This window comes from Pseudobutyrivibrio xylanivorans, from assembly GCF_010906925.1.
Lineage (GTDB): Bacteria > Bacillota > Clostridia > Lachnospirales > Lachnospiraceae > Pseudobutyrivibrio.
Window position 1 is genome coordinate 104,336 of sequence record NZ_VTVE01000001.1, and the last position, 20,947, is coordinate 125,282.

Below are 20,947 nucleotides of genomic sequence, written 5' to 3' on the forward strand. Positions count from 1 at the left end.
TAATGGCACGAGATAATTGGTACAAAGTTGATAATGTAGCAAAAGTTTTTCTTGCTACAGCAGCTAAAAGAGACACAAGAACGCTTAGAGTTAGTTGTACTCTTTGGGATGAAATAGACCCAGAGCTTTTACAGGAGGCAGTTCTTCTTGCAATTCAGGAGAGACCACAGTTTCAGGTAAGAATTAGACGAGGAATTTTCTGGCACTACATGGAGGATACAGACATCCAGCCAGTGGTTACAGAGGAGCACGGCAGAGTTTGTCCTATCCTTTACAAGCCAGGCAGGGCAATGCTTCATTACAGGGTGACTTACTATCACAATAGAATTAATCTTGATTTGTTCCACGCTATATCAGATGGAACAGGAGCCCTGGAATTTTTAAATATTATTGTATCAAGTTATTTAGAGCTTAAATATCCAGATAGATTTGAGGACATTGTGATCCATTCGGGAGCATCAGAGGATGACTTGAATCAGGATAGCTACAAGCAGTTCTTTGGAAGTATGGGACTTAAGGCATCGACTCTTAAGTACGCATATCATCCAGGAGGACTTAAGCTTCCATATGACCAGCTTCAGTTTTTTGAGCTTCAGGTTCCTACAGCAGACATTCTTCCAAAGGCTAAGGAAGTGGGGGTGGGACTTACAAGTTATATAGGTGCAAGACTTATGCTTGCCATCAAGGCGGACATGCCACCTCGCAAGGTGAAAAAGCCAATCAACGTGTCTATGCCGGTTAACCTTAGAAACTATTATCCTAGCAAGACATCTAGAAACTTTTTTAACAACATAAATGTATCCCATATTTTTACAGAGGATATTTCTCTTGAGGATTTGGCTAAGGAGTTTGACGAGAAGCTCAAGGCTAATTTGACAGAAGAAAATATTAAAAAGCAGATGGATAATTTTGAGACTATGGAATATGTTATTCCAGTTAGAGCGGTGCCACTTTTTATCAAGCAGCTGGTTGTCCGCTATGGCTCAAAAGTTACAGATAAAAAGGTGTCTGTTGTACTTTCTAATTTAGGAGTGCAGCGTCCACCTGAGGAGCTGACATCTATGATTCAGAACTACTCTGGATTCTGCAGTTCTTCTAACTTATTTATGGTAATGTCAAGCTACAACGGTGTTCTTACACTTGGAGTCACCTCGCCATATTCAAACACTCGCGTAATCAAGAATTTTGTCCGCGGACTTAGCGAAGATGGCATGAAAGTTAAAGCATATGCTACGGAGGTGATTCGATAATGAAAAATTGTCCTTATTGTAAGATACAGGTTGGTGGCGACCTTAAGAAATGCCCATTTTGCCAGAGTAAGATGGTGGGAGAGCCAGAGGAAAGATATTTTCCTACTCAGACTATTTTAAAGATACAGTCATTTTTCTATAAGCTTCAGCTTTTTATTGTATGGATTATTATTATTGCATCACTTGGAATAGACTTCCTATTTGGACTTCATCCAGCAGCATTTGATGGTCCATTTGAGAAAATCCATTGGAGCTTACTTGTGTTAATGTGGGTGCTTGCCTTTGAGTTTGGAATCATAAGACTTTTCAAAAAGGGTATGAGCCCATCGAGAATCCTATCTATATTTGTTGTATTTGTAATGATAATGCTTGCGGTTACAGCATATTACATGGGATTTATTAGACTTTTTATATACTGGATTTTGCCAAATGTAGTTATGGCTACAATGGTTGCAAACTTCGTGTTTGCCATGCTGGATAAAAGTGGCAATTCAATGGCCTATCTTCTTACCAATGTATTGATAGGTATTTTGCCATATATTGCATTTTATATTTTCCAGAAGAATTGTCCTATCGAATGGATAATTTGCTTGCTTGTTGGCTTTGCGCTTTTGGTTGGAGCTATTATTTTCAAAGGTCGTGAAGTGGTAAGTGAGATTCAAAGACGCTTGAGTGTTTAGCTAGAATTGTATTGGTTTACGGGGAAGTACACGGGGAATGAAAGATGATTACTAAGGATAGCTCTTTCGACAAAAGTAAATATTTGCTGGAGAATTTTCCAAAGGCAATAGAGGAGGAATGGTTGGAGGTATACTATCAGCCTATTGTTCGCTCTGTTAATGGAAGAGTCTGTGAGGAAGAAGCACTGGTCAGATGGGATGATCCAATAATGGGAGTCCTTAATCCAGGCGAGTTTGTTCCGATTTTAGAGGCTGTAAATGCTATTGCAACCTTGGATTTGTATGTGCTCGAACATGTGCTTGAGAAGATGAAAGCCCAGGTTGAGATGGGGCTTTATCTGGTTACAACTTCCATCAATGTGTCCCAGATAGATTTCTATTGCTGTGATATCGTAGAGGAATTTGTCAAACGTGTACAGGCGGCAGGTATCGACTTTGGAAAGATAGCAGTAGAGGTTACAGAGAGTGCTGTCTGCAGAAACAATGAGCAGGTTCTTTCTCAGCTCGAGAGATTTCAGGAGCTTGGATTTAAGGTATGGATGGATGATTATGGCAGTGGCAGTGCTTCGCCAGTTATGTTGCAGAGAGTCCATTTTGATTTATTGAAGATAAATGTAGGGGTTATTAGTAGAATAAGCTCTTCTGATAATACAAAGATAATTATTACAGAGCTTGTAAGGATGGCTATTGCTCTAGGAATAGAGACTGCTGCTGAGGGTGTAGAAGATCAGGAACAGGTGGATTTCCTTTTGGAGGTAGGCTGCTCGAAAATGCAGGGATTCTATTACTGTAGGCCTATTCCAGTGGAGAAAATATTTGCTCGATATAAAAGCGGCAATCAAATCGGATTTGAGAATCCAGATGAGGCTGAGTACTATTCAGAGGTAGGTAAGGTCAGCCTATATGATTTGTCATTCCTAAGTCAGGATGATGATCAGTACGCCAGCTATTTTGACACCATTCCAATGGTAATCACAGAGGCAAATGATGAGATAATACATTTTGCCAGAGGAAATAGAAATTTCAAGCGATTTATTGAAAGCAATTTCCCGGATGCAAAGGAGCCATACGTATATGAGTTTAAGAAGGGCAAGAGGGGTACAGGTTACTACACCTTCAATGCTATCAGACAATGTGGCCAGGATGGAAAGCGACGAATAATCGATGACAGAACCCGTGATGGCAAAACAGTTCAGCTTCTGATTCAAAGAATCGCTGTAAATAAAGTTTCGGGAATGGCAGCCCTTGCCATAGTTATTCTTTCGGTTACAGATAAACCTAAAAAAGAAAATGATTTGACCTACAACTATGTAGCCAGAGCCCTGGCTGAGGACTATATTTACCTGTATTTTGTTGATATGAAAACAGGTGAGTATGTGGAGTACAATCCTGACGGCCAAAATCGAGATTTGTCCGTTGAAAAGAGTGGAAAAAACTTCTTTAAACGGATTGTTTCTGATGCCAAAAAGACAGTTTACAGTGCGGATTTGGATATGTTTACTGAGGCCATGACGATGGAGAATGTGGCATCTAATCTAAAGGAACATGGAACATTTTCTCTGACATATCGTATGTTTATCGATATGAAACCTACTTATGTCAACTTAAAGGCGGTAAAGGTTCGCTCAGGTGAGGATCGTGTAATCATAGGTGTCAACAATGTGGATGTGCAGATGCGTCGTCAGGAGACTATAGAGCGCATAAAAGAAGAGCGAATTACCTATGCAAGAATCACAGCGCTTTCCGGTGACATTATTTCTATTTACACTGTAAACCCTGAGACTAATAGCTACAGCATGTACAAAACAAGCTATATGTTCCAGACTCTACAGCTAAATAGTTCAGGTGATGATTTCTTTAAAGATGCTATAAGAGATTCAACGGATGTTGTGTATTATGAGGATTTGGAGTCATTTAAGCGTGTATTTACCAAGAAAAATGTCTTGTCGACTATCGATAAAGAGGGCATTTTTGTTCACACATATAGGCTTTGCTTTGACAGTAACAATCCAATTTATGTAACACTTAAGGCTGCTCTTGTGGAAGAGCTAGATGGCACTCAGCTTATTGTGGGTATTATTGATGTTGATGCCCAAAAGAGAAAGGAGCTGGAGTATCTTAATAATCTGACAGTGGCTGAGAAAAAGGCCAATATTGATGAGCTTACAGGTGTTAAAAATAAAAATGCCTACGCAGAGGCAGAGAACCTTTTGAACGAGCAAATAAAAACAGGCAAAGTGAATGATTACGCAATAGTAGTTTGTGATATGAATGGCCTAAAGGATGTAAATGACACACTAGGACATCTGGCAGGTGACCAGTTTATAAAGGACGGATGTATGCTTATCTGTAATGCATTTGCCCACAGTCCGGTATATAGAGTGGGTGGAGACGAGTTTGTTGTAATTGCTCAGGGCAAGGATTTAAGCAAGCTGGATTATCTGATTGAAAAGATAGATAAAGCAAATGCAGAAAATAAAGCCAAGGGACGTGTGACTATGGCGGTAGGTGCAGCCTATGGCAAAGAGGGGCTTACAGTAGGTGATGTTTTTGAGCAGGCAGATGCCAATATGTACATAAAAAAGAAAAGAATGAAACAAGGTGATATTTGAATTGAAAGTACTGTCATAAAAGCGTAACTCAGGGGGCAAAATCTGAAAGAGGTTTCAGAAGAAAGTGAATTCGTTGACAGTATTTTTAGGGGTTGAATATAATTTAATTATATTAAATCAACCTTACAAAGTAGGGGGTATAGAAGGAGGATAATGTATGAAGTTTTTACAAAAACTAGGTAAAGCTCTCATGCTGCCTGTAGCGGTTCTTCCGTTATGCGGCCTTTTAATGGGTATTGGATACATGCTGTGTCCAGCCACAATGCAGGGAGGAGATATCACCGGTGCAAAGATGCTCTTTGGCTTGTTCTTAGTAAAAGCTGGTGCAGCATTGATTGACCACATTGCGCTACTTTTCGTAATCGGCGTTGGTGTTGGTATGGCTGATGACCATGACGGTACAGGCGGACTGGCAGCCCTAGTATCGTGGCTTATTATGACAACACTTCTTGGCACAGGCTTTGTTACAACTATCATGCCATCTATCGCAGAGAATGCTGTTAAGACAATGGCCTTTGATAAGATTGTCAATCCGTTTATTGGTATCATTGCTGGTATTATTGGTTCTATGTGCTACAACAAGTTCAAGAACACAAAGCTTCCAGATTGGTTGGCTTTCTTTAGTGGAAAGAGAAGCGTTGCTATTATTGCAGGTTTCATATCAATTTTAGTTTCAGTTGTACTTCTTTTTGTATGGCCAATTCTTTTCTCAGGACTTGTAGCACTTGGTCAGGGTATTGCAAAGATGGGAATTGTAGGAGCTGGTATCTATGCGTTCCTTAACAGACTTCTCATTCCAACAGGTCTTCACCATGCACTTAACAATGTATTCTGGTTCGATACAATCGGACTTGGCGATTTAACAAACTTCTGGGCAGGCAAGACTTCTGCTGATGTTTCTTGGGATTTAGGTATCTACATGTCTGGATTCTTCCCATGTATGATGTTTGGTGTTCCTGGTGCAGCAATCGCTATGATTAGACGCGCTAAGACAGGCAAGAGAAAGCTTGCAATCGGTATTCTTTCATCAGCAGCTATCTGTGCATTTGTCTGCGGTGTAACTGAGCCATTTGAATTTTCATTCATGTTCTTGGCTCCTGGACTTTATCTTGTATATGCACTTTTATATGGCATTTTCACAATCATCACAGGATTGGTTGGATTTAGAGCAGGATTCTCATTCTCAGGTGGAGCAACTGATGCTGTATTCTCTGCATCACTTCCAGCTGCTCAAAACACATGGATGCTTATTCCACTTGGAATCGCAGCTTTCGTAGTATTCTATTTAGTATTCTACTATGTGATTGGCGCATTTGATCTTAAGACACCTGGTCGTGAGGATGACGAGGAAGATTACGCTGAGATCGATAAGGATGCTAAGCTTTCAAACAGCAATTACGCTGTAGTAGCTGAGAAGGTATTAGAGGCTCTCGGCGGCAAGGATAATATCACATCTGCTGATTACTGTGCTACAAGACTTCGTCTTGAGGTAAAGGATCAGGAGGTAATCAACGAAAAGGCTGTTAAGGCCGCTGGTGCTGCTGGCATGATTCGCCCAGGCAAGACATCAGTACAGGTTGTCATAGGCACTCAGGTTCAGTTTGTTTATGACGAACTTAAAAAATTATTGTAATTTAAATTGGTAACTGACCTTATAACGTAGAATGTACAAAGTGGCCCCAAGCATAGCTTGGGGTCTTTTTTTCTGTTTTAGTATGCATCAAAAAAGGACCCTAGCTGGGCCCTAAGAATATTTTAGATTTTGATCTCAAGAGCTGAGAGAGTGCGCTTGTATTTTTCAGCCTTGAAGTAAGAATCGTTTGCAAAATAATAGGTGTAGAGAACATCTAGTAAGATGAGTAGAGATATCTGTGGGGATATCTTGGTGCCAGTCTCTAGCTCGCTAAGGTAGGCAACCTCTACAACTTCATCGCAGATTTCCTTAAGCTTTTTGTCCTTAGAGGAGGTGAAAAGAACCACTCTCGCTCCATTTTGTTTGGCCTTTTTGATACTGTCCATGACTACCTTGGTAGTGCCGCTGATGGAAAAGGCAAGGACTAGAGAGCCTCGCTTCACCAGTGATGCATTCATAGCAATCATCTGGGAATCCGTAATTGCGATAACATCAAGTCCCAGTCTCATAAATCGAAGCTGGAATTCTCTGGCAACATATCCACTAGAGCCCATGCCATACACAGGAACAGTGTACTCTGTGTTGCTAAGGCGGCTTGCGATGCGGCGCATTTGATCCTCGTCTATTAAATCAAATGCCTTGACCATAATGTCCTTATAGTTTTTCCGGACAGAGCGTGTGATGTCAGAGATTTCCTTCTCCTCCTTTTCGGTGAAGTAATCCTTGAAATCAAGCTCGTACATGTAGACGAATTCTCTGTAGCCCTTGAATCCACATTTTTTAGCAAATCTAGATAGTGTGGCCTCAGAAACGTATAGCAGGGTGGAGATATGCTTTGAGGAGAAATCGCTAATAGCGGTATTCTCCAGGAAGTAATCTGCTACACCCTGCTCTGATTTGGTGAGGCTGGTATAAGCCTCCTCAATTTTATGTTTTGTTGAATCACCCTTTGCCATATTGTCCCCTCACAATGACAGCTTTAATCATTAAATCTGATTTATTAATTATAACAAAATCTGCCTGTTTGCCAAGGGCAATAGAGCCTACTGTGTGGTATATCCCAACAGCTTTTGCTGGATTTCTGGAAGCGCATAAAATAGCGTCTTCAAGGGGGATATGCATTTCCTTTACTGCGGTAATCATGCAATCGTATAGATTGGTGGCTGAGCCGGCGATTGTGCCATCGTGTAGGGTGGCAAGTCGGCCTTTTACTGTCACAGGTTGTCCGCCTAATTCATATTCTCCATCAGGTAGTCCAGTTGCACGCATAGAGTCGCTTATCATGATGAGACGCTCTGGACCAAATACTTTGTACATAAGATTTACGGCAGCTGGATATACGTGGATACCATCGCAGATAATTTCTGGAGTGACATTTTCATTTTCAGCTGCAGCACCAATTGGGCCAGGAGCTCGATGTGTAAATGGTGGCATTGCGTTAAATAAATGGGTAAGATGTCTTGCTCCTCGGTCAAATGCCTGCTTGCAGGTATCATAATCTGCAGTGGTATGGGCAATGGAAATTCTAGTCTCTTTTCTTGCCTCATCTATAAACTCCATAGCGCCATCCATCTCAGGAGCTATATCGCATAGACGAACTGCACCGCCGCTGGCTAGATTGATTCTATGAAACATATTGATATCGCAACGCTGAATATATTTAGGATTCTGGGCACCTTTTTTCTCAGGTGAGATAAAAGGACCTTCCATATTAATTCCATGGATTGTAGCGTGACCTGGGGTATCATTATCGTATATACGGTAATCCCTTACGGCATTTGCAATAGTAGTAAGAGTGTCTTCCGGATAGGTCATTGTAGTAGGAAGGATAGAAGTGACTCCGTGAGCAGCCTCGTATTTGGCCATTTCCTTAAGAGCCTCTCTAGTGCCGTCGCAAGCATCGTAACTCATACAGCCATGCAAATGTATATCGCAAAGACCTGGAATTACATAACAATCAGTGGCGTCTATTATCTCTTCACCTGCCTCAGAATTATTGGCAGATAGGGCATCACCTGTTGTTATCTCAGTGATTTTCCCGTCCATACAGGCCACTGTTGCCTGTTGAAATTTTCCATCTTCTAAAAAAACACTACCATTTATAATTTTCATTTTAGTTCTCCTTAATAGCGGCTATAAAATGTCTTGTTATATCCCTAGGTCTTGTTATAGCACTGCCAACAACTGCGCTGTGGCAGCCTAAATCAAATGCCTGTTTTAACTGAGCTGGCTCCCAGATTCCTCCTTCAGCAATGACAGGAAGATCTAGAGAATCTACAAGCTTTTTAAGCATGTCAAAATCTGGTAGCAAGCGTCCCTTTGTCTCCTTTGTGTAACCGGAGAGAGTAGTGCTTACTATATCAAATCCAAGCTCACTGGCATGGATGCCCTCCTCATAGGTAGAGCAATCTGCCATGAATAGTTTGTTTGGATATTTTTTCTTTATTTTTTTGAAAAAAGTATCTAAGCTCTCGCCATTTGGTCGAGGTCTATTAGTGGCATCCATTGCAATAATATCGGCGCCTACTAAAACTAGAGCATCCACCTCAGCCTCAGTTGGTGTGATATAGACTTCGCTGTCAGCATAGTCCTTTTTAATGAGGCCAATAATAGGAAGAGCAGTACTCTTTTGGATTTCTGCTATATCAACTACACTGTTGGCTCTGATGCCTACAGCGCCGCCTTCCTCAGCGGCAAGAGCCATTTTTGACATGATGAAACTGCTGTAAAGAGGCTCATCTTCTAGGGCCTGACAAGAGACGATAAGACCGCCTTTTATTTTATTTATAATTTGGTAATTATCCATGTTTGACTCCTTTGTAGTAAGAGTGTCTCAGAATGGTTGCCAGTTTTACCATAATTCCGTGACATCTATATTTTATATTATAGGTAAAAGCTGTGAAATTTCTCAATGTTTTACCAAGTTTATGAAAGTACTAACATCAAAAATGATTTATTGACTATTTTTTTGAAAGGCGTTTCAGAAGTCTTTGGTTTAATTGACGCCAAACTTTTGACCCCAATATAATGTGCTAAGAATAAGCTTATTGAAAAAATAGTGAGGAGTTTTGGAAATGAAAATATATGTAGTAAAAGATTATGATGCAGTGAGCAAACAGGCTGCTGAGATAATCTCAGATCAGATAAAAGAAAAGCAAAATAGCGTTCTAGGCCTTGCTACAGGTTCCTCTCCTATTGGAATCTATAAATTACTGGTTGAAAAATACAAGGCAGGGGCTATTTCATTTAAAGAGATTCGCACTGTGAATTTAGATGAGTATAAGGGGCTCAATGAATTAAACGAAAATAGCTACCACTATTATATGAATGACAATCTCTTTTCAAAGGTTGATATAAATCCTGCAAATATCAATATTCCAAATGGAATGGCGGTGAATGATAACGCTGAGTGCGCAAGATATGAGGAGGTTATCAAATCTCTAGGAGGAATCGATTTACAGTTGCTTGGCCTTGGAGAAAATGGACATATCGGTTTTAACGAGCCAGGCACTCCATTTAAGGTGAGAACACACGTAGTCGATTTGACAGAGAGCACAATTCACGCAAATTCACGTCTTTTTGAGAGAATAGAGGATGTGCCAAGACAGGCATATTCTATGGGGGTTAATACAATAATGGGTGCAAAGAAAATCCTTCTTGTGGTAAATGGAGCTAAGAAGGCTGAGGCTTTGGCAAAAGTAATAAATGGTCCGGTTTCCACTGAAGTTCCAGGCTCAGTACTTCAGACACATCCTGATGTAACAATCATATGTGACGAGGAGGCAGCAGCAAAGCTGTAAAGCTGGAAGGGTTTTACAGGAAATTTTGTAGCTAGGTAATATGTTGAATTGGTAAATCTCATGGTAAATCTAGGTGAGGGGAGCGCCATAATTAGGATTGACAAAGTTTTAACAATAGACTATTATAGATAATATGAGAAAAAAGTTGGGTATGACCCCAAAAAGAGGAGGATTACTATGAGCGAATTCAACAATTTAAAGCTTGAGGTTGCTGATGAGATTGCTGTTCTTACAATTTCACGTCCAGCAGCACTTAACGCACTTAACAGCGAGACTCTTGATGAGTTAAACGTTGCATTAACAGAGATCGAGGCTAGAGACGATGTAAAGGTACTTATCCTTACAGGCGGCCCAGACAAGAAAGATAATGCATTTAAGTCATTTGTTGCAGGTGCTGATATTTCAGAGATGGTTAACTTTACAGCAGCAGAGGCACGTGCTTTTGGTATGAGAGCATCAGTTCCTTTCTTCAAGCTCATGAACATGAGACAGGTTACAATCTGTGCAGTTAACGGATTTGCTCTTGGCGGTGGTTGCGAGATTTCTATGGCTTGCGACATCCGTATTGCATCTGAGAATGCTACATTTGGTCAGCCAGAGTGTGGTCTTGGTATCATTCCAGGATTCGGCGGTACACAGAGACTTGCTCGTCTCGTAGGTATGGGACGCGCTAAGGAGCTTATCTTCACATGTGATTCTATCGATGCTAACGAGGCATACAGAATCGGTCTTGTTAACAAGGTTGTTCCTTGTGAGGAGCTTATGGACACAGCTAAGGCTATGGCTAAGAAGATTGCTTCTAAGGGTAGCTATGCAGTATCTATCGCTAAGGCTGCTATCAACAACGGTTATGACATGGACATCAAGAACGCAGTTGAGATGGAGGCTAATCTCTTCGGTATCACATGCTCTACACACGATAAGGCAGAGGGCATGGGCGCATTCCTTGAGAGACGTGCTGCTACACTTACAGATTTCTAAGATGTAAGAATCGCCAAAATTAAATTAGGAAATAAATTTGAAACTCCAGTAGCTATCAGGCTCATGGGTTACTCATGCTAAGTTTTCAATGCTTAACAGAGTACCCATAGGCAGGATAGTGTGACTGGAGTTTTTTATATATAAAATAAATTTATATCTTGTTATAAAAATGTTTTAAAGAAAATTTAATTTTTCTCTTTACAGTGATAAAGTAATGTATTATAGTTTAACCCATCAGTACAATGAAGTGCTAAATCCTTAAAGCCTCATTGTACTTTTTTTATCACCATTTTGAGAGGAGAAAAATGATATGAAGAAAAGAATTATGTCATTCGTTCTTGCAGCTACAATGGCTGTGGGAATGGCAGGATGTGGCGGTAAGAACGCAGACACATCAGCAACAGGAGGTAGCGCAGCAGCTTCTACTGACCTTAACGTAATGATTGAAACAGCTGTTGAGTCTCTTGACCCACAACAGGCAACAGACGGTACATCTTTTGAGGTAATTGCAGATTATACAGATGGTCTTATGCAGATGGATCCAGATGGAAATCCAGTAAACGCAATTGCAGAAAGCTATGAGCTTTCAGATGACGGTCTTACATACACATTCAAGCTTAGACAGGACGCTAAGTGGAGCAACGGCACACCAGTTACAGCAGCAGATTTCGTATTTGCATGGCAGAGAGCTGTTGATCCAGCAGTTGCTTCAGAGTATGCATTCATGCTTAGCGATATCGGACAGATTGTAAATGCAGCAGAGATTATTGCTGGCGAGAAGGATAAAAGTGAACTTGGTGTAACAGCAGTTGATGATTACACACTTGAGGTTCAGTTAAATGTTCCTGTTTCTTACTTCCTTTCACTTATGTACTTCCCAACATTCTACCCTGTAAATGAGGAATTCTTTACAGAATGTGGTGATACATATGCAACTAGCCCAGAGACAACACTTTCAAACGGTGCATTCGTTCTTGATGAATATGAGCCAGCTGCAACAGCATTCCACCTTACAAAGAATGATGATTACTATGATGCTGACAGAGTAAAGCTTACAGGTCTTGATTATCAGGTAATTCAGGATTCACAGACAGCTCTTATGAGTTATCAGAATGGTGATCTTGATATCACACTTGTAAATGGTGATCAGGTTGAGCAGGTATCAGCTGACCCAGAGTTTACAACAATCGGTGCTGGTTACCTTTGGTATGTATCTCCTAACATCAAGGAGGTAGAGGCACTTTCAAACCTCAACATCAGACTTGCACTTACTAATGCAATCAACCGTGTTGACGTAACAAGCCAGCTTAATGATGGTTCACTTCCAACATACACAGCAGTACCTAGAGATTTTGCAGCAGATTTCTCAGCAGATCAGGAGAAGTACAGTGCATACTGTGCAGACGATGCAACAGCTGCAGTTAAATATTGGGAAGCAGGTCTTAAGGAGTTAGGTGTTGATTCACTTACTCTTGAAATGAAGGTTGATGATGATGACGCTCCAAAGAAGGTTGCTACAGTTCTTAAGTCTGAGTGGGAGGCAACTCTTCCAGGACTTACAGTTGAAATCGTAACAGAGCCAAAGAAGCAGCGTGTACAGGATCTTCAGGAAGGCAACTTTGAACTTGGTCTTACAAGATGGGGACCTGACTACGATGATCCAATGACATATCTTGGAATGTGGTATACAGACAACTCTAACAACTATGGTTTCTGGTCAAATTCAGAGTATGATGCAATTCTTGATGAGTGCACAACTGGTAATCTTTGCACAGAGCTTGATGCACGTCGCACAAGATTATATGACGCTGAAATACTTGTAATGGAAGATGCAGTTATCTTCCCAATTTACACAGCAGCTAATGCAACACTTGTTAAGGCAAACGTAACAGGCATCCAGTTCCACCCAGTAGCACTTAACAGAGTATTTAAAGATACAGTAAAGCAGTAAGACATGCTTTGATTTATTCGGGCCATGCTTAATAAAGTGTGGCCCAATATTTCTTTAAGAGAGTTTAAATAGATTTTAGCCTCCCTTATTCAAATATTTTTTAAGGAGAAAATGTAGTGAAAAAGTATATCTTAAAAAGAGTCCTAACATCTATAGGAACACTGCTTGCTATTATTCTTATACTTTTCATCCTGATGCGACTTATGCCTGGTTCACCTTTCAATGATGAAAAGCTTACAGATGATCAAAGAGTAGCCCTATATGAAAAATATGGACTAGATGATCCAATCGTAATTCAGTTTGGACGGTATGTTGTTAACATGTGTAAAGGAGATTTAGGTGTAAGTTATAAAATTTCAAAGAACACTCCTATTTCCCAGCTTATTGAAAGCAGACTTCCTATCTCTATTGGAATCGGATTTTATGCCGTCTTTAGAGGTGCAATAATCGGCCTGATTCTCGGCGTAATAGCGGCCTTGAAGAGGGACACCATTTTAGACACTATATGTACCATCATTTCTGTAATTGGTGTGTCGGTACCCTCGTACGTATTCGCCTTAGGCTTAAGTTACACAATGGGATACAAGTGGAAATGGTTCCCAATGTTATATGATAGCGCGGATGCATTTAATTCAAGCATCATGCCATCCATTGCGCTTTCAATGTTTACCATGGCTTCTATTGCGAGATTTACTCGTACAGAAATGATTGAAGTGCTAGGCAGCGAGTATATGCTTCTTGCAGAGAGTAAGGGTCTTTCAGGAAGAAAGCTTCTTTTTTCTCATGCACTTAGAAATGCACTGATTCCAATTATCACTGTGCTTGCGCCACTTATTGTTGACCTTATGACAGGTTCATTGGTTGTAGAGAAAATTTTTGCAATCCCTGGAGTGGGCAGCTTACTTGTAAATGCTATTCAGTCAAATGATTATAACGTAGTTATCGCTCTTAGCTTTATCTATTCAGCTTTGTACATAGCTATCATGCTTGTGGTTGATATTCTCTACGGAATAATCGATCCACGAATTCGTCTGGGAAAGGAGGGAGAATAAATGAGTGATGTGACATACATACCAACTCAAGAAGATTTTAAATTAAAGAACAATTCTGAAGAGTTAGGTCTTGATTCAAATTATGCCTCCCAAAATTTCTGGAAAGAAGTTTTAATTAGATTTTTCCATAAGAAAAGCGCCGTAGTTGGTTTGATTCTTATTTTGTTAATTATTCTTTTCGCTGCAATTGGCCCAGGTATGAATGACTATACATACGAGGGAATGATTCAGGAAGAAAAGAACTTGGCTCCTAGAGTTTCATGGCTTGAGGGCCTTGGAATTTTTGATGGCTCAGAGACAGTATCTACATCAGTTGGAGATGTTCAGGTAAACAAGTATGAAGAAGGCGGCCTGACAGATGTTTATTACTGGTTCGGCAGCGATATTTATGGTCGTGATCTTTGGACAAGATGCTGGGAGGGTACAAGAGTATCTCTTATCATTGCCATTGCAGCAGCTTTAATCGATATGATTATTGGTATGAGCTACGGTCTTATTTCTGGATTCTTCGGCGGAAAAGTGGATATGGTTATGCAGAGAATCTTAGAGATTTGTAATGGTATTCCACGACTTGTTATCGTTACACTTTTACTTTTAATTTTAAAGCCAGGAATGCTTACAATTATTTTCGCTCTCCTTTTAACAGAGTGGGTTGGTATGAGCCGAATTGCCCGTGCGGAAATGTTAAAGCTTAAGGAGCAGGAATTCGTTCTTGCATCCAGAACACTTGGAGCTGGCAGCTTCTTTATTATTTTCAAAGAGGTACTTCCAAATATTGTTGGACCAGTTATCACACAGGTTATGTTCTCAATTCCTACAGCGATTTTCACAGAGGCATTCTTAAGCTTCGTAGGTCTTGGAATTCCTGTACCAAGATGTTCACTTGGATCTCTGATTTCGGATGGTTATAACTCATTTACAACTCATCCATATCAGATTATTCCACCAATTATTATCATGGCTTTACTGATGCTCAGCTTTAACCTTTTAGGCGACGGACTTCGTGAAGCATTTGATCCTAAAATGAAAGAAATGTAAAGGTAGGTAGCAGACAATGAATGAGAATTTTATTTTAGATATCCGCGACCTTGATATTTCCTTCAAGACAACAGCAGGTCAGGTTCATGCTATTCGCGGAATTAATATTGATTTGGAAAAGGGCGAGACAGTTGCAATTGTTGGTGAGTCAGGCTCAGGTAAGTCTGTAACAATGAAGGCAGCAATGGGAATTCTCGCTAAAAATGCGACAGTTAACTCAGGAACAATTGAGTTCAAATATGAGAATGAGCAGGGCGTTCAGAAAATCGACATTCTCACAAAGGATAAAAGATGGATTAGAAAACACATTAATGGTAAGAGAATTGCCATGGTTTTCCAGGATCCAATGACTTCTTTGGACCCTACAATGACTATTGGAAAGCAGCTTACTGAAGGCCTTTTATGGCATTTTAAAATGTCGAAGCAGGAGGCTAAGGAAAAGGCAATTAAACTTTTGCAGGAAGTTGGTATTGAGGATGCAGCAAAGCGAATGAAGCAGTATCCACATCAGCTTTCAGGTGGTATGAGACAGCGTGTGGTTATCGCCATTGCTCTTTCTTGTGACCCAGATCTTTTGATTTGCGATGAGCCAACAACAGCACTTGATGTTACAATCCAGGCAAAGATTATTGAGCTTATTAAAAAGGTACAGGAAGAGCGCGGAATTTCAGTTATTTACATCACTCATGACCTTGGAGTAGTTGCAAAGGTTGCTGATTATGTAAATGTTATGTATGCAGGTAAAATTGTTGAAAAGGGCAAGATAAATGAGGTTTTCTATGACCCTCGTCATCCATATACATGGGGACTTCTTTCAGCTATGCCTGATTTGAACACTGACGACCCAAGACTTTATACAATTCCAGGTTCCCCACCAAACCTTTTGAATGAAAAGCCAGGTGACGCATTTGCTCCTAGAAATAAATATGCTCTTGAGATTGATGACAAGCTTGAGCCACCAATGTTTAAGGTTACAGAGACACACTACGCAGCAACATGGCTTTTAGATGAGAGAGCGCCAAAAGTTGAAATGCCAAAGGAGCTTAGGGAGCGACTTGATAGAATGAAGAAGGAGGCAGCAGAATATGGCAGTGAATTATAATAGTGAGCCTCTTTTGAAAGTAGAGGGATTAAAGCAGCATTTTCCTGTGAGCAAGAACTATACCGTAAAGGCGGTAGAAGGAGTTTCTTTTGAAATATATCCAGGTGAAACCTATGGCCTTGTTGGTGAGTCTGGCTCAGGAAAATCAACAATAGGTCGAAGCATTATAAGGCTTTATAACCCTACTGACGGCAAGGTTACATTCAACAATGTGGATATTAGTGGAAAACTTGGAAAGTCAGACCGGGAAATGTTAAGAACTCAGATGCAGATGATTTTCCAGGACCCTATGTCATCACTTAATCCACGTAAAAAAGTTGGAGATATTATAGGTGAGGGTCTAGATATTCATCACACATATAAGGATAAGGCTGATAGAGATAGACAGATTAAAGCAATCCTTGCAAAGGTTGGTCTTGCACCTGAGCATATTACACGTTATCCTCATCAGTTTTCTGGTGGGCAAAGACAGCGTGTAGGAATTGCCAGAGCACTTATCATGAATCCGAAACTTATCATTGCAGATGAGTGTATTTCAGCTCTTGACGTTTCTATCCAAGCGCAGGTTGTTAACCTTATGAAGGATATTCAGCAGGAGACAGGTGCGGCATATTTGTTTATCGCTCATGACCTTTCAATGGTTAAATATATTTCAGATAGAATTGGAGTTCTGCATCTCGGCCATCTTTTAGAGACTGGCACAACAGATGAGATTTTCTCAAATCCAATTCATCCTTATACAAAGAGTTTGCTTTCAGCTATTCCTGAGCCAAATCCTATTTTGGAGAAGAATAGAACTTCTGAAACATACGATTACAAAACATCAGGAATTGATTATAATAAGGGTACTGACCATCATGTAGATGGCACTCATTTTGTAAAATGTACAGATGAGGAATTTGCTGCTTGGGTAAAGTACGATGATAATATCAAAGAATGAGTTAATAATTAAGGATATAAAAAAGGGGATTAACTCCGGTAAATATTTGCCGGGGCAGAAGATCCCTTCGGAAAATGAATTAGCTGAAAAGTTCGGTGCCAGCAGGCAGACTGTAAGAAAGGCTATCAGTAAGCTTACTGAGGAGGGCTTGCTTTATGCAAGACATGGCAGCGGCACTTTTGTGGCAGAGCGTATTCACAAGAGGAGCGGTACCAAAAATATTGCGGTGGTAACCACCTACATGTCTGATTATATTTTTCCAAGGGTTATCCAGGGAATCAATCAGGTGCTTAATGAAAATGGCTACAGTATCCTGCTTAAGACAACCAACAATTCCAGAAAGGGCGAGGCCTGGTGCATGGAGGAACTCCTTTCCAAAAATATTGATGGCATGATAATTGAGCCTAGCCAGAGTGCCATCAGCTGCCAGCATCAGGTGCTTTATGACCAGATGGATGCAATGGGGATTCCTTACGTGTTTATCCAGGGGTGCTATGAGGCTATGATGGATAGACCCCATGTAATGCTTGACGATGTAGAGGGCGGCCGACTGATAACAGAGCATCTTATACAGCTTGGTCACAGGAAAGTGGCAGGCATTTTCAAGGCAGATGACACCCAGGGGATACTTAGACACAAGGGTTATGTGAAGGCTCTGCAGGAAGCAGGCATTGCCTATGACCCTGACATGGTAATTTGGTATCACACCAAGGACAAGGGGCAGAAGCCTCTAGAGGGTCTTCTTAGAATATTTGAAAATGGCAGGAGCTGTCATGCAGTAGTTTGCTACAATGATGAGATTGCCGCTGATGTAATAAAGGGACTTTCAATGGCTGGACGAAGCGTTCCTCATGATATTTCTGTTACGGGATTTGATAATTCACTGCTTGCTCAAAGCAAGGGAATTACCACAGTTGCCCACCCACAGGAGGAGCTTGGGAAAAAGGCGGCAGAGACTCTCCTTGGACTTATTGATGGAACTTTGAGTAGAAAGGATGCCCAGGTGCTTCTTTTACCAGAGCTAGTGGAGAGGACCAGTACGTTGTAATATGCTTGTCCGGTCTGATAGCAAGAATTGCTTATTAGGGGCTGGACTTGTATAGAGAGGATAGTACTTGTATATAGGCTGTAAATCTTAGTAAAACAGCATAATATTTAAGAATAAATACAACTTGTATCTATACGTGTACAAGTTGTATTATTTTTTATATACAAGTTGTTGTTCTCGGTGATAAATGTATCGGGATTGGCTGTCTAAGCCATGCTGGGAACAGAGAAGGATTTAACGGAGGGTAATTTTATGAAGACACAGCTTAACTACAAGTTTTGGTTCTGTACTGGTTCTCAAGACCTTTACGGAGATGAGTGCCTTTCACATGTTGCAGCACATTCAAAGGAAATTGTTGAGTGCTTAAACAAGTCAGGCAAGCTTCCATTTGAGGTAGTATGGAAACCAACAATGATTACAAACGAGGTGATCAGACGCACATTTAACGAGGCTAACAATGATCCAACTTGCGCAGGTGTTATCACATGGATGCACACATTCTCACCTGCAAAGTCATGGATTTTAGGACATCAGGAGCTTAGAAAGCCACTTTGCCATTTACATACTCAGTACAATCGCGAGATTCCATACGAGACAATGGATATGGATTTCATGAATGAGAATCAGGCAGCTCACGGCGATAGAGAGTATGCTCATATTCTTTCAAGAATGGGTATCGAGAGAAAGACAATCGTAGGTTACTGGCAGGATGCTGAGGTTCAGGAGAAGCTTGGTTCATGGATGCGCACAGCAATCGGTATTGTAGAGTCAAGCCACATCCGTGTAATGAGAGTTGCAGACAACATGAGAAATGTTGCTGTTACAGAAGGTGACAAGGTAGAGGCTCAGCTTAAGTTCGGTTGGGAAGTTGATGCTTATCCTGTAAATGAAATCGCTGAGGCAGTTGATGCAGTTTCTCAGTCAGATGTAAATGCACTTGTTGATGAGTATTACAGCAAGTACGATATTTGCCTTGAGGGCAGAGACCCAGAGGAATTCAAGAAGCATGTAGCTGTTCAGGCTCAGATTGAAATCGGATTCGAGAGATTCCTTGAGGAGAAAAACTATCAGGCAATCGTAACTCACTTTGGTGACCTTGGTGCACTTAAGCAGCTTCCTGGTCTTGCTATCCAGAGACTTATGGAAAAGGGCTACGGCTTTGGCGCAGAGGGTGACTGGAAGGTTGCCGCAATGGTTCGCCTTATGAAGATTATGACTACAGGCATGAAGGACGCAAAGGGTACTTCAATGCTTGAGGATTACACATACAACCTTGTAAAGGGTAAGGAAGGTATTATCCAGGCTCACATGCTTGAGATTTGCCCAACTATTTCAGATGGTCCTATCCAGATTAAGTGCCAGCCACTTTCAATGGGTGATAGAGAGGATCCAGCTCGTCTTGTATTCCAGTCAAAGACTGGCAAGGGTATTGCTACATCCCTCATTGATTTAGGCGACAGATTCCGTCTCATCATTCAGGATGTTGATTGCAAGAAGGTTGAGAAGCCACTTCCAAAGCTTCCTACAGCTATCAACTTCTGGACACCACAGCCAGATTTCTACACAGGTACAGAGGCTTGGCTTCTTGCAGGTGGCGCTCATCATACAGCATTTACTTATGATCTTACTGCTGAGCAGATGGGTGACTGGGCAGCTGCAATGGGTATCGAGGCAGTTTATATTGATAAGGACACAAAGATTCGTGACTTCAAACGTGATTTAGCTCTTGGAAATCTTGTATACAAGAAATAGGGAAAATACGCCTGAAGTTGCTGAGTTAATGTAAAAATTGTGCCATAAGATGGACATTATTTTTATAGAATGGTATATCAAAAAGATTTACAATTGTAGTTAACATGGGGCGGTTTGGTCGACCATGAATAACTATTAAAACTGGTATTTACCAGCAAGATATTTAGAAGGAGAAAAAGAAAATGAAGTTATTCGTTGATACTGGAAAAATTGAGGACATTAAGAAGGCAAATGATCTTGGAGTAATCTGCGGTGTTACTACAAACCCTTCACTTATTGCAAAAGAGGGTGGACGTAGCCAGGAAGAGATCCTTAAGGAAATTGCTTCTATCGTTGATGGACCTATTTCAGGTGAGGTTAAGGCTACAACAGTTGACGCAGAAGGCATGATTAAGGAAGGCCGCGAGATTGCAGCTATGCATCCAAACATGGTAGTAAAGATTCCTATGACAGCAGAAGGTCTTAAGGCTGTAAAGGTACTTTCTGCAGAAGGCATCAAGACAAATGTTACACTTATCTTCTCAGCTAACCAGGCTATTCTTGCTGCAAATGCTGGTGCTACATATGTTTCACCATTCCTTGGAAGACTTGATGACATCAACATGGCAGGTATCGATCTTATCCGTGACATCGCTGAGATCTTTGACATCTATGGATACGATACAGAAATCATTGCTGCATCAGTTCGTAATCCAATTCACGTAACAGATTGCGCACTTGCTGGTGCTCACATTGCAACAGTTCCATACTCTGTAATCGAAACAATGATTAATCATCCTCTCACAACTGCAGGTATCGAAAAGTTCCAGAAGGACTACATCGCTGTATTTGGCGAGTAATAAATAGGCGGCCGTCCTAGGTTATGGCTCGCTTGTTACAGTCTCAAGCCTGAGATATTGCTCCGCTCGACTAACACGTCTCGCTGTGCAACACTCAGAGCTTGATACTTACAAGCTATTTCTAAGTTGTGTGGCCGCCATTTGAATAATATGCACTTTATGCAGCTGGTTACGGTCTCAATCCTAAGATATTGCTTCGCTCAACTACATGTTTCGCTGCGCAACACTTAGAGATTGATACCTACCAGCTAATATTAAACGCGGCACAC

Annotated in this window: 17 protein-coding genes; 14 read left to right on the top strand and 3 right to left on the bottom strand. The window is 40.9% G+C overall.

All coding sequences use genetic code 11. The features are described 5' to 3' along the window. Nucleotides 1–2 precede the first annotated feature (2 nt). The 4 genes from F0Q01_RS00540 (at nucleotide 3) to F0Q01_RS00555 (ending at nucleotide 6,175) form a co-directional block, all read left to right on the top strand. Nucleotides 3–1,250: a hypothetical protein gene (locus tag F0Q01_RS00540; RefSeq protein WP_090489696.1), complete on the top strand. Its 1,248-nt coding sequence runs from the start codon at nucleotides 3–5 to the stop codon at nucleotides 1,248–1,250. Further along, nucleotides 1,250–1,930, top strand: coding sequence for a DUF6320 domain-containing protein (locus F0Q01_RS00545; RefSeq protein WP_090153589.1), 681 nt, complete (start codon nucleotides 1,250–1,252; stop codon nucleotides 1,928–1,930). Before F0Q01_RS00540 ends, F0Q01_RS00545 begins: the two co-directional genes overlap by 1 nt. A gap of 44 nt (nucleotides 1,931–1,974) precedes the next feature. After that, complete coding sequence (locus tag F0Q01_RS00550) at nucleotides 1,975–4,542, top strand: EAL domain-containing protein (protein WP_090489698.1); 2,568 nt, start codon at nucleotides 1,975–1,977, stop codon at nucleotides 4,540–4,542. A gap of 157 nt (nucleotides 4,543–4,699) precedes the next feature. After that, entirely contained in the window at nucleotides 4,700–6,175 is a 1,476-nt protein-coding gene (locus F0Q01_RS00555) for a PTS transporter subunit EIIC (RefSeq protein ID WP_090489700.1), read from the top strand. Between the two features lie 122 nt (nucleotides 6,176–6,297). Here the strand turns inward: F0Q01_RS00555 and F0Q01_RS00560 are convergent, their stop codons facing one another. From F0Q01_RS00560 to F0Q01_RS00570, 3 genes are read right to left on the bottom strand one after another with little or no spacing between them, the layout of a single operon-like run. Then, entirely contained in the window at nucleotides 6,298–7,131 is an 834-nt protein-coding gene (locus tag F0Q01_RS00560; RefSeq protein WP_090489702.1) for a MurR/RpiR family transcriptional regulator, read from the bottom strand. Further along, nucleotides 7,118–8,287: an N-acetylglucosamine-6-phosphate deacetylase gene (gene nagA / locus F0Q01_RS00565; protein WP_090489704.1), complete on the bottom strand. Its 1,170-nt coding sequence runs from the start codon at nucleotides 8,285–8,287 to the stop codon at nucleotides 7,118–7,120. The genes F0Q01_RS00560 and nagA overlap by 14 nt, the downstream gene beginning before the upstream one ends. Before the next feature lies 1 nt (nucleotide 8,288). Next, nucleotides 8,289–8,981 (bottom strand): N-acetylmannosamine-6-phosphate 2-epimerase, encoded by a 693-nt coding sequence (locus tag F0Q01_RS00570; RefSeq protein ID WP_090489706.1) that lies wholly within the window; start codon nucleotides 8,979–8,981, stop codon nucleotides 8,289–8,291. 268 nt (nucleotides 8,982–9,249) lie between these two features. Here F0Q01_RS00570 and nagB point away from each other — a divergent pair, with 268 nt between their 5' ends. From nagB to fsa, 10 genes are all read left to right on the top strand, one after another. Further along, on the top strand, nucleotides 9,250–9,975 hold the full coding sequence (gene nagB, locus F0Q01_RS00575) for a glucosamine-6-phosphate deaminase (RefSeq protein ID WP_090489708.1): 726 nt from the start codon (nucleotides 9,250–9,252) through the stop codon (nucleotides 9,973–9,975). A gap of 177 nt (nucleotides 9,976–10,152) precedes the next feature. Beyond that, nucleotides 10,153–10,956, top strand: a complete 804-nt coding sequence (locus F0Q01_RS00580; protein WP_090153605.1) for an enoyl-CoA hydratase-related protein — start codon at nucleotides 10,153–10,155, stop codon at nucleotides 10,954–10,956. A gap of 310 nt (nucleotides 10,957–11,266) precedes the next feature. Continuing rightward, nucleotides 11,267–12,907 (top strand): peptide ABC transporter substrate-binding protein, encoded by a 1,641-nt coding sequence (locus tag F0Q01_RS00585; protein ID WP_090489709.1) that lies wholly within the window; start codon nucleotides 11,267–11,269, stop codon nucleotides 12,905–12,907. Between the two features lie 116 nt (nucleotides 12,908–13,023). Continuing rightward, nucleotides 13,024–13,959, top strand: coding sequence for an ABC transporter permease (locus F0Q01_RS00590; RefSeq protein WP_090489710.1), 936 nt, complete (start codon nucleotides 13,024–13,026; stop codon nucleotides 13,957–13,959). Then, complete coding sequence (locus tag F0Q01_RS00595; RefSeq protein WP_090489712.1) at nucleotides 13,960–14,997, top strand: ABC transporter permease; 1,038 nt, start codon at nucleotides 13,960–13,962, stop codon at nucleotides 14,995–14,997. Between the two features lie 16 nt (nucleotides 14,998–15,013). Further along, nucleotides 15,014–16,099, top strand: coding sequence for an ABC transporter ATP-binding protein (locus tag F0Q01_RS00600; RefSeq protein ID WP_090489714.1), 1,086 nt, complete (start codon nucleotides 15,014–15,016; stop codon nucleotides 16,097–16,099). Then, the gene (locus tag F0Q01_RS00605; RefSeq protein ID WP_090489716.1) at nucleotides 16,083–17,039 is read left to right on the top strand and encodes an ABC transporter ATP-binding protein; all 957 of its coding nucleotides are present in this window, start codon (nucleotides 16,083–16,085) and stop codon (nucleotides 17,037–17,039) included. Before F0Q01_RS00600 ends, F0Q01_RS00605 begins: the two co-directional genes overlap by 17 nt. After that, nucleotides 17,020–18,087, top strand: a complete 1,068-nt coding sequence (locus F0Q01_RS00610) for a GntR family transcriptional regulator (RefSeq protein WP_090489718.1) — start codon at nucleotides 17,020–17,022, stop codon at nucleotides 18,085–18,087. The genes F0Q01_RS00605 and F0Q01_RS00610 overlap by 20 nt, the downstream gene beginning before the upstream one ends. A 252-nt stretch (nucleotides 18,088–18,339) precedes the next feature. Further along, nucleotides 18,340–19,839, top strand: a complete 1,500-nt coding sequence (araA, locus tag F0Q01_RS00615; RefSeq protein WP_090489720.1) for an L-arabinose isomerase — start codon at nucleotides 18,340–18,342, stop codon at nucleotides 19,837–19,839. A gap of 182 nt (nucleotides 19,840–20,021) precedes the next feature. After that, on the top strand, nucleotides 20,022–20,678 hold the full coding sequence (fsa, locus tag F0Q01_RS00620) for a fructose-6-phosphate aldolase (protein WP_090153609.1): 657 nt from the start codon (nucleotides 20,022–20,024) through the stop codon (nucleotides 20,676–20,678). Nucleotides 20,679–20,947 lie beyond the last annotated feature (269 nt).